This is a genomic window from Enterobacter sp. 342 (assembly GCF_036663495.1).
Lineage (GTDB): Bacteria > Pseudomonadota > Gammaproteobacteria > Enterobacterales > Enterobacteriaceae > Enterobacter.
This window is the reverse complement of record NZ_JAWUEI010000034.1, coordinates 1-12,867: the sequence shown is the minus strand read 5'-3', so window position 1 is coordinate 12,867 and position 12,867 is coordinate 1. Positions and strand designations below refer to the sequence as shown.

Genomic DNA, 12,867 nt, shown 5'->3' with positions numbered 1-12,867 from the left:
GGTAAAAAAGCCGCAAGCAGATGTCTGCTTACGGCTCCAGGAACGGTGACAATGTTTTATGACAATCAGGCCGCTTTCACCGCTCTGATTTTTTTATCATCAACCGCATCGGCTTCTGTTTTATCTGCAACAACGGCGGCATTGAGATCGGGAAGCTTGCTGGTACGCAGAATATGCTGCACAGTCTCTTTCTGCTCGGCGAGATACAGACCAAGATCTTCAGCCTGTGTTTCATCCATCTGCATTCCGCTTTGCAACAGCCAGTCAGTGAACGCGTCAGCCATATCAAGCAGCTTGTCGTGAGCGTCAGCTTCTTTCTTACTGGCAAAAGTCATTTTCTCTACACCTTTTCTTACGACAACAAATTTTGTTTCAACAGCCATTATGCGCACCTCATACTGTATTTATATACAGCATAACAGTTCCGGGTTTAGGTTGCAGCTAAAAATTGCTCACATTTCTAGCGGGCAGGGGGCTCATTCGAAAAACGTGCACTGATCGCATCACGTTCATAACCCTGCGGCTGCGTCAGTATCTGGTATAAATCAGGACGACGACCGTGGATCCAGCGGCGTCCGGTGCTCATTGCAAGCAGGCTTAAATCTAGTTCAGCGCTCACCATCACATTTTCAGCCGCCCAGGTTTCATTCATGATCCTGCCATAGGGGTCGAGGATCATGGCATTCCCTGTGCGCACTTCGTCATTATCTGCACCCACACCGTTGCTGAAGAGAAGAAATAATCCATTGTCATGTGCACGGGCAGGCAGCCAGCGCATGAGCCATTCCCGACCGCTTGCCCCTTTGAATGCCGCCGTAATCTCCTCCTTGCGCGTTTCCCGCTCCTCCCAGAGCGACAGCGGAATAGGCTTCATTCCGTGAGGACTGCGGGAATCTGTACCGCCTGTTTGATGCGGTGCGAGAAGAATATCGGCACCCAGCAACGCCGTCGCGCGTACATTTTCGACCAGATTATTGTCCCAGCAAATCAGGATGCCGACTTTCACTCCCCACGGCGTATCAAAAACGGTAAAGCTGTCCCCGCTGCTGATGGCCGGATGTTCAAATGCATGGAGTTTACGGTGCGTATGTATTGAGCCGTCCGGCATACAGGCAACATACGCATTGTAGAGGCGACCATCGTCGGCTCGTTCAATAAGACCGGCGCCAATAAGCATTTGATGTTTGATCGCCAGAGAGCGAATTAACGTCAGGGAAGGGCTTTCAGCAATTGGCTCTGCCAGAGAAGACACCTCCGCTGAGGTGAGTTTGGGGACATGCCAGTAGCCGGTGATACACATTTCAGGGAAGGTGAGAATTTTCACCTGTTCAAGCGCCGCCTGTTCAATAAATTTCTCCATTATCAGCAGGTTGTATTTTTTATTATTTGCCTGATGCTGAAACTGTACGGTCGCCGCCTTTAAGGATTGATGTTCGTTCATGATGTATCTCCAGTTGTCATCGAAACTGAATTACATAACGCTTTCCGATAACTGTATAATCAAATCATTTCTGATTTTAATAACCATCTGGAATGCAAAATTGAACATCCGGTTGCTTAAAGCCTTTGTGGTACTGGCTGAAAAAGGAAATTATGCCGATGCGGCGCGGGCGCTGTTTATCTCGCAACCGGCATTGACCAAACAGATTAATCTCCTCGAATCCCTGGTGAATATCTCGCTTTTTTCACGAGGACGTCACGGCGCAGTACTGACGGCCGGCGGCAGGCGTTTGCTGCCAGAGGCCGAAAAAGTGGTCAGGCAAACCCAACTGTTTATGCAGCATGCTGAGCAGATATCAAAAGGCGTTGAGGGGCATATTTCCGTAGGTTTCGGACTCTCAAGCTTTTATCTGGCACCACGCTGTATCGCAGACTTTCGTCGCGACTACCCGGGAGTCGAGATGTCCTTGACGGATCTGCCTTCCTTCCAGCAGTACGAGCAATTGCAAAATGATGAGCTGCAGGTCGGTTTTGTCAGGGTTCCGCCCCCCGTGGCGCTTGAATACCTGCCGTTATTTACCGATCAGCTGGTTCTGGTTGTGCCCGCAGCGTCACCGACAATGTCTGTGGCTGTGTGGCTCACGAAACGCCCTCTGTTGCGGCTTTATGATGAGCGGGGACGGGGTTTAAATGCTCAGATTGACCGTTTTCTGCATGACAACGGTCATTTCATCTCGTCGACACAACTGACTGACGATATACAAACTATCGTTGCAATGGTGATTGCGGGGATCGGTGTGGCCATTCTGCCCACCAGCGTGACCCATATCGCGCCGCCAGAACTGGTGATTATTCCGCTAACGGGGGAGTCAATAAGCTGGGAGGTGGGCATCGCCTGGGACGCAAGCAAAGAGGATGGCATCCGTGACAATTTCATTGCTAGCGTAGCTGCTGCGTTTCCGGGCCACTCAAACTCCGCCGCCATGCCCCAGGCGCCTGACCATACTGACGCTTAAAGCTACGGTTGAAGGATTGCTGAGAGTCAAAGCCCAGCGCGATCGCCACGTTCAAAATCGGTTCATCACTCTGAGCCAGCCGTTCGACCGATTTTTGCAGCTTTTGCGCGCGAATATACTCAGCGAGAGGGGAGCCTGTATGCTCTTTGAAGAGCCGCTGGAGGTGCCATTTTGAGTAACCGGATCGCCTTGCGACGGACTCAATGTCCAGGCGGCTATCAAGGTTGTTGTCGATCCAGTCGAGTAGATCATGCATAAATGCGCCAGTGTTCATCTGGTTACCCTCATACAGCTCGTCTAAAAGTATCTTTGTCTGTTGCATTTAAAGGTTGGCTGGTTTTTACGTTAATTGCAAGTTTTATTGTTGCATTTAAGTCCTTGAGCGAAACGGCTCTTTTCCCTTTGACTCAAATAGCACATAAAGTGCAACAATTATTCTTGCACTTAGTTAAGCGCCTTCCTACAATCGCCGCGAATAGTGTATTCATTACTGTTACAGTTTTGTGGCGATGAACGACACAAATGGCCTTAAGCCAGCTACCGGACAAAGGAAGTGGCGCGGCATCTCCCGCGGCGTCTTGTCCGGCGGCTACAATTATCGGAATAAAAATAATGAGCCTGCAAAAAACCTGGGGTAACTTTCATCTGAGCGCGCTGGGGGTCATGTTGCTCTCCGTGCTGCTCGTCGGATGCGATAACAGTGTCGCGCAAAACGCTGCGCCACCTGCGCCCGCCGTCAGTGCTGCTGACGTGGTTGTGAAATCCATTAGCCAGTGGGATAGCTTTAACGGTCGGATTGAGGCGGTGGAGAGCGTTCAGTTACGTCCGCGCGTCTCCGGTTACATTGATAAAGTGAATTACACCGATGGCCAGGAGGTGAAAAAGGGCGAGGTGTTGTTCACCATTGATGACCGAACCTATCGTGCGGCGCTGGAACAGGCGCAGGCGAACCTGGCGAGAGCCAAAACGCAGGCCAGCCTGGCACAAAGCGAGGCCAACCGTACCGATAAACTGGTCAATACCAACGTAGTCTCCCGTGAAGAATGGGAGCAGCGTCGTTCGGCTGCCACCCAGGCACAGGCCGACATTCGCGCCGCGCAGGCGGCGGTTGACGCCGCACAACTTAACCTGGATTTCACCAAAGTCACCGCGCCTATTGATGGCCGCGCCAGCCGGGCGCTGATCACCAGCGGCAATCTGGTGACTGCGGGGGACACCGCCAGCGTCCTTACCACGCTGGTCTCGCAGAAAACAGTTTACGTTTACTTTGACGTGGATGAGTCGACCTATCTTCACTACCAAAATCTGGCCCGCAGCGGGCAGGGGGCGTCCAGCAATCACATGGCGCTTCCGGTGGAAATTGGTCTGACGGGCGAGGAGGGCTATCCCCATCAGGGCAAAGTGGACTTCCTGGATAATCAGTTAACGCCGAGTACCGGCACCATCCGTATGCGTGCGCTTTTGGATAACGCGCAGCGTCAGTTCACGCCTGGGCTCTTTGCCCGCGTACGCCTGCCGGGCAGCGCGGAATTCAAAGCCACGCTGATCGACGACAAAGCGGTGCTAACCGATCAGGATCGCAAATACGTGTATATCGTGGATAAAGAGGGGAAAGCACAGCGTCGCGACATCACACCGGGACGTCTGGCAGACGGTTTACGCATCGTGCGACAGGGGCTGAACCCTGGCGATAAAGTCATCGTCGAGGGTTTACAAAAAGTGTTCATGCCGGGGATGCCGGTTAACGCGAAAACCGTTGCCATGACCGCCAGCGCCGCCTTTAACTGATCCCTTACCTGAGAATCCGACCCATGGACTTTTCCCGTTTTTTCATCGACAGGCCCATTTTTGCCGCCGTCCTGTCGATTCTGATTTTTATCACAGGATTGATCGCCATCCCGCTGTTGCCGGTGAGCGAATATCCTGACGTTGTGCCGCCAAGCGTGCAGGTACGCGCGGAGTACCCGGGTGCCAACCCGAAAGTGATTGCCGAAACCGTGGCGACGCCGCTGGAAGAGGCGATCAACGGCGTTGAAAACATGATGTACATGAAATCCGTTGCGGGCTCGGACGGCGTGCTGGTGACCACCGTCACCTTCCGTCCGGGAACCGACCCGGATCAGGCGCAGGTTCAGGTGCAAAACCGTGTCGCGCAGGCCGAAGCGCGCCTGCCGGAAGACGTGCGGCGTTTGGGGATTACTACCCAGAAACAGTCGCCAACGCTCACGCTGGTGGTGCATCTGTTTTCGCCCAACGGGAAATACGACTCCCTGTATATGCGTAACTACGCCACACTGAAGGTGAAGGACGAGCTGGCGCGTCTGCCTGGCGTCGGCCAGATTCAGATTTTCGGCTCAGGCGAATACGCGATGCGTGTCTGGCTGGATCCGAACAAAGTGGCGGCCCGCGGGTTGACCGCTTCGGATGTGGTCACGGCGATGCAGGAGCAGAACGTTCAGGTGTCCGCCGGGCAACTGGGTGCTGAGCCGCTGCCGAAAGAGAGTGATTTCCTGATCTCCATTAACGCCCAGGGGCGTCTGCACACTGAAGAAGAGTTTGGCAATATTGTCCTGAAAACGACGCAGGACGGTACGGTTGTCCGCCTTCGCGACGTGGCGCGTATCGAAATGGGTTCTGGTAGCTATGCGCTGCGTTCCCAGCTTAATAATAAAGACGCGGTCGGGATTGGTATCTTCCAGTCTCCGGGGGCGAACGCCATTGATTTGTCTAACGCGGTGCGCGCCAAAATGGAGGAACTGTCCACCCGTTTTCCGGAAGATATGAAGTGGGCGGCACCTTACGATCCGACCGTGTTTGTGCGCGATTCGATCCGTGCGGTTGTGCAAACGCTGCTGGAAGCGGTGGTGCTGGTGGTGCTGGTGGTGATTCTGTTCCTGCAAACCTGGCGCGCGTCGATCATTCCGTTGATCGCGGTGCCGGTCTCTGTCGTGGGGACGTTCAGTATTCTTTATCTGCTGGGCTTTTCACTTAATACCCTGAGTCTGTTCGGGCTGGTACTGGCTATCGGTATCGTGGTGGACGACGCCATCGTGGTGGTGGAAAACGTCGAGCGAAATATCGAAGAGGGGCTTGCACCGCTTGCGGCGGCGCATCAGGCGATGCGTGAGGTTTCGGGGCCGATTATCGCGATTGCACTGGTGTTGTGTGCGGTGTTTGTGCCGATGGCGTTCCTCTCTGGTGTCACCGGGCAGTTCTATAAACAGTTTGCGGTGACGATCGCGATTTCGACGGTGATTTCCGCCATCAACTCGTTGACGCTTTCTCCGGCACTGGCTGCACTGCTGTTAAAGCCACACGGCGCTCCGAAAGACATTCCTACCAGACTGATTGACCGTCTGTTCGGCTGGATTTTCCGTCCGTTTAACCGCTTTTTCCACCGCAGCTCGAATGGCTATCAGGGGCTGGTGGGCAAAACGCTCGGACGACGCGGCGCGGTATTTGCGGTGTATCTGCTACTGCTCTGTGCGGCGGGCGTGATGTTCAAAGCAGTGCCCGGCGGGTTTATTCCGACGCAGGATAAACTGTACCTGATTGGCGGCGTGAAAATGCCGGAAGGTTCATCGCTGGCGCGCACCGATGCGGTGATCCGCAAAATCAGCGAAATCGGGATGAAGACCGAAGGTGTGGATTACGCAGTGGCTTTTCCGGGGCTAAATGCGCTGCAGTTCACTAATACGCCGAATACCGGGACGGTCTTCTTTGGTCTGAAGCCGTTCGACCAGCGTAAACACACTGCTGCGGAAATTAACGCGGAGATCAACGCAAAAATCGCGCAAATCCAGGAAGGTTTTGGCTTCTCCATCCTGCCACCGCCGATTTTAGGTCTGGGTCAGGGGTCGGGCTATTCGCTGTATATCCAGGATCGCGGTGGTCTGGGCTATGGCGCGCTGCAAAACGCGGTGAACACCATGTCCGGTGCGATTATGCAAACGCCGGGGATGCATTTCCCAATCTCAACGTATCAGGCTAACGTGCCGCAACTGGATGTTCAGGTTGATCGTGATAAGGCGAAAGCGCAGGGCGTATTGCTGACCGATCTTTTCGGTACGCTGCAAACCTATCTGGGGTCGTCGTACGTCAATGACTTCAACCAGTTTGGGCGCACCTGGCGCGTGATGGCGCAGGCAGACGGGCAGTTCCGTGACAGCGTGGAAGATATCGCTAATTTACGCACCCGTAATAACCAGGGCGAAATGGTACCGATTGGCAGTATGGTGAAAATCACGACCACCTATGGGCCTGATCCGGTGATTCGCTACAATGGTTATCCGGCGGCGGACCTGATTGGCGATGCCGACCCTCGCGTGCTCTCGTCTTCCCAGGCGATGACGCAACTGGAGGGGATGTCTAAGCAGATCCTGCCAAACGGGATGAACATTGAATGGACTGATCTGAGCTTCCAGCAGGCCACGCAGGGTAACACGGCGCTGATCGTCTTCCCGGTCGCGGTGCTGCTGGCGTTCCTGGTGCTGGCGGCGCTGTATGAAAGCTGGACGCTGCCACTGGCGGTGATCCTTATCGTGCCGATGACGATGCTCTCCGCGCTGTTTGGCGTCTGGCTGACCGGGGGCGATAACAACGTCTTCGTGCAGGTGGGGCTGGTGGTTCTGATGGGGCTGGCCTGTAAAAACGCGATTCTTATCGTGGAGTTTGCCCGCGAGCTGGAAATTCAGGGCAAAGGCATCATGGAGGCCGCGCTGGAGGCCTGCCGCCTGCGTTTACGTCCGATTGTGATGACCTCCATCGCCTTTATTGCCGGGACAATTCCGCTGATACTCGGTCACGGTGCGGGTGCGGAAGTGCGTGGTGTCACCGGGATCACCGTCTTCTCCGGGATGCTGGGCGTGACGCTGTTTGGTCTGTTCCTGACACCGGTGTTCTATGTGACTCTGCGTAAATTCGTGACGCGCGGCAAAGTGGAAAGGGAAGTGCTGCCTGCGTAGGGACGTTGCAGATAATAAAAAACCGCCTTTATAGTGAAGGCGGTTTTTTTTCGCAACAGGAAAAGCGTTAAGACGTTTTTTGGTACTGGGCAATAATATCAGGGAGCGGATCCCATCTGCTGCCATCGGCATTTTTCACCGCGTCCAGGGCGCTTGCCACGGTATGGCGGGCTAATACCTCTAACGAAGCCTGCTCCGCTTCTTCGGAAATCGACTTGAAATACCAGCACGCGTTAGCACTGACTACGCAGCGAGCGGGTACGTCAGGGCGCGATGCCCACAGCTTTTTATCTTCGATGACAGAAAGATAGATATCGCGAAGGGTGATCTTTTCGGGCGGACGACCAAGATGAATAGAGCCGTTGCGACCAAGCGTTGAGACGATAATGCCATCACGCTTGAGCGGAACCATCAATTTGCGGATAAAGCTCGGATTCGCTTCCAGGCCGAAGGCCAGGATCGCACTTGTCGAACGTTCACCCAATTGCTCCGCCATCGCTACGCTGAGAACCATCTGCAAAGCTGTCGGGAAGCGGTAATCTAACATTTCTCTATCCTGGGTTGCGGTGAATCTTGTTCTTTTTTGCACTGCAGAGGTGAATAAGCAATAAATAACAATATAACAAATACGGTAATTTTTTTGAAGCAATCTGCGGCATTCGTGATCGAGCATCATATTTTTTTCATGCGAACGCGCGATGCGGGAAGTCTACCGTCACAAAAAGCCGTTGAGCATCATCTTTCAATGAGTTGTCTTTGTGCTCTGGCGCTAATGATTCAATTGTGATGATTTCTTTCAGACAATGATATGGTTAAGTCTCCCTCCATCAGTTGAACAGGTGTGAACGTGAGCATTTCGGTGAAACATGAATGGCATATGAATGATTTTCTGATTAGCACAGACAATGAAAAGCTGAACCTACAGGCTGTGCATCAGTATTTGACGAGATCCACATGGGCCAAAGGTATTGATCTGGAAACCGTTACTGCTTCAGCAGCGAATAGCCTTAACTTTGGCATTTATCACAATGAATCTCAGATAGGATTTGCACGTCTGATAACGGATTATGCGACTTTCGCGTACCTTTGTGATGTATATGTACTTGAAGAATATCAGGGTTACGGGTTGGGAAGATGGCTTATGGAGTGTATTCATAGTCACCCGATATTTGAAAAGCTTCGCAGGATCTTGTTATTTACAACCACTGCGCCCTGGCTTTATGAAAAGTTTGGCTATGAACCAGTGAATCAGAAAAACTACGCCTGGGCCATTACCCGACCTGATATCTATACCTACAGATAAAGCCAGGATAGTGTTGGAGAAAACAGGTGCGATTGAAGGCGGGAACCAAACCCTGGGCGTCTCGCAACACTTAATCAGAGAGAAAATCATGAGAAAAATCGTTTCGTTTGTTCATGTGTCGCTGGATGGTTATGTCGCATCTGACGCTGAGGGGCAGGCGAGTCTGGACTGGATTAGCATAAGCCCCGATTTGTTTGAATACGTGGAGAAGCGGATTCAGCAGACCGACACCGCCTTATATGGGCGTACCACCTACCAGATGATGGAGTCGTACTGGCCCACTGCTGCCGATAAGCCTGACGCCAGCCCGCACGACCTTGCGCATTCGCGTTGGTATAAATCTGCCAAAAAAGTGGTGCTGTCGAAAACCCTGTTGGAAAAAAATCACCCTAATACGCAAATTATCAGTAACCACTTAAACGAAGAAATCAGCAAGCTCAAGCAAAACGCGGGCAGCGAAATCTTATTGTTTGGTAGCCCCTCAGCGACTCACGCGCTAATGGCGGAAAACCTTATTGATGAGTATTGGCTATTCGTTAATCCCGTTCTGCTGGGGCAAGGCATTCCCTTGTTCAAAAACATAAAAGACAGAATCGCACTCATGTTGGTGAAGAGTCATATTTTCCCGTCGGGGGTCGTGTGCCTGCAATACGAGGTGAAACGAAATCGATAAAGCAAGTTCCGCAAACAGCTACCAAGTAGGTGTTTGCGGAATATTATGATTTACACTTTGCCAAGGAGAATATTCAGCATGCGACGCAATGGTTCCGCTGCTCCCCACAATAGCTGATCGCCTACCGTCAGGACCGAGTAGATGGGTTCATTGTTTAGCGACATTTTTTTGTAACGGCCAATACCCACCTTAAGCGAACCGCTGATATATGCCGGCGTTAGTGTGCTGATACTTTCGGCCTTGTTATTGGGCACATAGTTAACCCAGGGGTGGGAATTCATTACTAATTCTGCAAATTCCTCTTCGGGGACTTCACGCTTGAGCTTAAGGGTGATAGCAGCGCTGTGGCAGCGGATTACGCCGACTCGTATGCATAAGCCGTTAACCGGGATCGTGCCGGGAGACAGACCTAAAATTTTGTTCGTTTCTGCCTCACCTTTCCATTCTTCACGGCTATTGCCATCGCCTAAATCGCTGTCAATCCAGGGAATGATGCTGCCCATCAAAGGAGCGCCGAAGTTCTGGGTCGGCATATCAGCGCTGTTAATTAATTCACTGACCTTGTTAACTAACGGAAGCACTGAACCCGAGGATGCCAGCTCATCCGAAGATAAATGGTTACTAATGTAAGCACTTTGTGTGATTAATTCCCGTACATACTGTGCACCCGCACCCGATGCGGACTGATAGGTCATCACACTCATCCATTCGATCAAGTCAGCCTTTATCAACCCAGACAGGCCCATAAGACTCAGCGTAATGGAACAGTTGCCACCGACAAAAAGCTTAATACCTTCTTTGATTGCACGATCAATATTTGTGCGGTTGACGGGGTCGAGAATAATGCAGGCGTTCTCATCCATCCGCAGCGCGGAGGCCGCGTCAATCCAGTAGCCTTGCCAGCCATGGTTAAGCAACGCCGGGTATATGGCTTTGGTATAATCCCCACCTTGACAGGTTATGATGATATCCATTTCGGCCAGGGCACTAATGGAATTAGCATCTTTGAGCGTGTAGCTGACACCATTAATAACAGGACCGGCAGCACCTGCACTGGAGGTGCTGAAAAAATGTGCAGAAATATTGTCGAAGTCGTTCTCTTCAACCATTCGCTGTAGCAAAACAGAACCGACCATACCTCGCCAGCCAACAATACCAACTTGCTTCATTTTCTTAACCCTAATTACGTTATGAGAATGTTAATTATCTTCGAGGCACGTTATATCTCATCCCAAATTAAAGGTCATTACGAATAACATCCGATTCTGACATTATTAAAATCTTTCATCTGGCATCAGCGATTTTCATCTCTTTCACAACGAAAAAAACATCACAAAGTTTCCGCCGGAAGGATGTAATCGTACGCATCCCGCAGTCATAATGGTTTTTTTACGTTCGCTTCGGGTAGATATATTCCGTTAATCCTTTTGACAGAACATCGAAAACTAATTTGCAGCACCGACTATTACGCAGGTCTTCGTGCATGACGAGCCATGTATCAAGGTATAAAGAAAAGAAATGTGGAAGTATCCGCTGTAGCGGAATAGGTCCATTGGCAAGTTGTACCTGGCATATGCCAATGCCTGCACCGGAACGAATCAGGCTCAGCTGAGCCACGTCGCTGTCAGTGCGTATAGAAAAGAGATCCCGATTTAGCTGAGGGTATTTTTTCAATGCATTACGGATGAAAGGCGTATTCTGATCAAAACCAACCAGCGTGTGTTTAAACAGATCTTCGGTACTGTCAGGCGTACCATGTCGGGCAAGATAAGCAGTGGACGCGTGTAGACCGAGCTCAATGCTACCAACGCGACGAGCAATAAGCTGCTCCTGTATTGGCGTCGTCATGCGTATCGCAATATCTGCTTCTCTATGCAGTAAATCCTGAACCCGATTGGACAGCACTAATTCAATCGTGATTTGCGGGTTGGACTCCCTGAGCTGCGCAATGAGTGGCGGGAGTAACTCGACACCAATAATCTCACTTGCAGAGACACGTACTACACCGCGAATGGACGCGCTGCTAGCACCAACGTTGGCCGCGGTACGCTCCAGCGTGTTAGCCGTGTTTTCCATCGCTTCGGCATGTATCCTCAACGCCTGCGCAGTTTCAGTTGCCAGTAATCCCGTTTGCGACCGCGTGAACAATACCTGGCCGAGGGCAGATTCCAGCGCAGCTATGTGCCGACCTGCCGTTGGTTGCGTGATACCAAGCATGCGTGATGCACCGGAAAGTGACCCTTCTCTGAGCACCGCAAGAAATGTTCGGTACCACTCCCATGGAATAGATGTCTTCATACAAATTTGTATACCTGCCCTGTGGTGATATGCAATACCATTTAGCTCTGCCTGTGCTTATGCTGTCAATCTGAAATCAGCAAAGAGGCAAATACGATGGAAACCAGAGGGAAGGTCTTAATACTTGGCGCTACAGGCGGTATTGGTGGTGAAACTGCTCGCCAGCTCATTCGGGATAAATGGGAGGTTCGTGCATTAAAACGGGGAACCCATGGAAGCGAACCTAATAGTGAAATCCAGTGGATAGCGGGCGATGCTCTCGACAGAGAACACGTCACCTCTGCGGCGAAAGACTGCTCTGTGATCGTTCACGCCGTCAACCCACCCGGCTACCGAAACTGGCATCATCTTGTGTTGCCTATGCTGCGCAACACAATCAATGCAGCAGAACGAAATGGATCCTTGATAGTGCTTCCTGGTACCGTTTACAACTATGGGCCTGATGCCTTCCCGTTGTTACGAGAAGATGCTCAGCAGAGGCCAGTCACAAGGAAAGGCGCGATCAGGGTACAAATGGAGAAAGAACTTGAAGCCTATTCACAGCGTGGCGGACGGGTTCTGGTCGTCCGCGCGGGGGATTTCTTCGGTCCACACGCGGGTAATAGCTGGTTTTCTCAAGGTTTGATCAAGCCTGGCGCGTTGCCAAAGGTAATTTCCAATCCAGGTATGCCTGAAACAGGTCATCAGTGGGTCTATTTACCTGATATTGCAAAAACTATTGCTGCATTGCTGGCGCGACGTGAAGAACTTGAACCCTTTGCGCGATTCCATATGCAAGGACATTGGGATCCCGACGGCAGCCAAATGGTCAGGGCGATACAACGTATCACCACACACTATGGTGGTGTTGCCAAAATACACTCATTTCCGTGGTGGTTTATGTACCTGGCAGCACCTTTCAACGCAACCTTGCGCGAACTTCTGGAAATGCGGTATCTCTGGCGTCAATCAGTCCGCCTGGACAATACGAAACTCGTGACTTTTTTAGGTGAAGAACCGCATACCCCTCTTGATGAAGCTGTCCGAATGACATTACAGGGACTGGGTTGCCTCACAGCACGAAGCGGACGATCTTACTGAGCCAAAGGTCTGCTTTGAGCTGTGAGTTCAACGGGTCGATGCAACGCTATCCTTAATCAAGGGGGACGTTGCCATGAAACGAAGAACTCGGAT

At 51.7% G+C, this 12,867-nt stretch carries 12 protein-coding genes; 6 read left to right on the top strand and 6 right to left on the bottom strand.

Annotated features, from left to right (window positions below; translation table 11 throughout):
- Nucleotides 1-65 precede the first annotated feature (65 nt).
- Nucleotides 66-383 carry a YebG family protein gene (locus tag V6E55_RS20840; protein ID WP_114977393.1) on the bottom strand — a complete coding sequence of 106 codons (318 nt, stop codon included), beginning with the start codon at nt 381-383 and terminating at the stop codon, nt 66-68.
- Between the two features lie 77 nt (nt 384-460).
- Complete coding sequence (locus V6E55_RS20835) at nt 461-1,441, bottom strand: nitrilase family protein (RefSeq protein ID WP_316943804.1); 981 nt, start codon at nt 1,439-1,441, stop codon at nt 461-463.
- Nucleotides 1,442-1,541: 100 nt separating this feature from the next.
- Between V6E55_RS20835 and V6E55_RS20830 the strand changes: the two genes are divergently transcribed.
- Entirely contained in the window at nt 1,542-2,456 is a 915-nt protein-coding gene (locus tag V6E55_RS20830) for a LysR family transcriptional regulator (RefSeq protein ID WP_316943803.1), read from the top strand.
- Here the strand turns inward: V6E55_RS20830 and V6E55_RS20825 are convergent.
- A complete protein-coding gene (locus tag V6E55_RS20825) occupies nt 2,380-2,730 on the bottom strand; it encodes a helix-turn-helix domain-containing protein (RefSeq protein ID WP_129995934.1) in 351 nt (116 codons plus the stop codon). The genes V6E55_RS20830 and V6E55_RS20825 overlap by 77 nt on opposite strands.
- Before the next feature lie 338 nt (nt 2,731-3,068).
- On the opposite strand from V6E55_RS20825, the gene V6E55_RS20820 reads away from it, so the two are divergent.
- Complete coding sequence (locus V6E55_RS20820) at nt 3,069-4,244, top strand: efflux RND transporter periplasmic adaptor subunit (protein ID WP_114977391.1); 1,176 nt, start codon at nt 3,069-3,071, stop codon at nt 4,242-4,244.
- Between the two features lie 23 nt (nt 4,245-4,267).
- Nucleotides 4,268-7,420 (top strand): multidrug efflux RND transporter permease subunit OqxB, encoded by a 3,153-nt coding sequence (gene oqxB, locus V6E55_RS20815; RefSeq protein ID WP_129995933.1) that lies wholly within the window; start codon nt 4,268-4,270, stop codon nt 7,418-7,420.
- A 67-nt stretch (nt 7,421-7,487) separates the two neighbouring features.
- On the opposite strand, the gene V6E55_RS20810 is transcribed toward oqxB, so the two are convergent.
- Nucleotides 7,488-7,967, bottom strand: coding sequence for an RrF2 family transcriptional regulator (locus tag V6E55_RS20810; protein ID WP_114977389.1), 480 nt, complete (start codon nt 7,965-7,967; stop codon nt 7,488-7,490).
- A 300-nt stretch (nt 7,968-8,267) separates the two neighbouring features.
- On the opposite strand from V6E55_RS20810, the gene V6E55_RS20805 reads away from it, so the two are divergent.
- Together V6E55_RS20805 and V6E55_RS20800 are read left to right on the top strand one after the other, a co-directional pair.
- The gene (locus V6E55_RS20805; RefSeq protein ID WP_189338738.1) at nt 8,268-8,723 is read left to right on the top strand and encodes a GNAT family N-acetyltransferase; all 456 of its coding nucleotides are present in this window, start codon (nt 8,268-8,270) and stop codon (nt 8,721-8,723) included.
- Nucleotides 8,724-8,736: 13 nt separating this feature from the next.
- Nucleotides 8,737-9,396 carry a dihydrofolate reductase family protein gene (locus tag V6E55_RS20800; RefSeq protein ID WP_316943802.1) on the top strand — a complete coding sequence of 220 codons (660 nt, stop codon included), beginning with the start codon at nt 8,737-8,739 and terminating at the stop codon, nt 9,394-9,396.
- A 50-nt stretch (nt 9,397-9,446) separates the two neighbouring features.
- Here V6E55_RS20800 and asd read toward each other — a convergent pair whose 3' ends face one another.
- Together asd and V6E55_RS20790 are read right to left on the bottom strand one after the other, a co-directional pair.
- The gene (asd, locus tag V6E55_RS20795) at nt 9,447-10,565 is read right to left on the bottom strand and encodes an aspartate-semialdehyde dehydrogenase (RefSeq protein ID WP_316943801.1); all 1,119 of its coding nucleotides are present in this window, start codon (nt 10,563-10,565) and stop codon (nt 9,447-9,449) included.
- A 220-nt stretch (nt 10,566-10,785) separates the two neighbouring features.
- Entirely contained in the window at nt 10,786-11,694 is a 909-nt protein-coding gene (locus V6E55_RS20790) for a LysR family transcriptional regulator (RefSeq protein WP_316943800.1), read from the bottom strand.
- A gap of 96 nt (nt 11,695-11,790) precedes the next feature.
- Between V6E55_RS20790 and V6E55_RS20785 the strand changes: the two genes are divergently transcribed.
- The gene (locus tag V6E55_RS20785) at nt 11,791-12,774 is read left to right on the top strand and encodes an NAD-dependent epimerase/dehydratase family protein (RefSeq protein ID WP_316943799.1); all 984 of its coding nucleotides are present in this window, start codon (nt 11,791-11,793) and stop codon (nt 12,772-12,774) included.
- Nucleotides 12,775-12,867 lie beyond the last annotated feature (93 nt).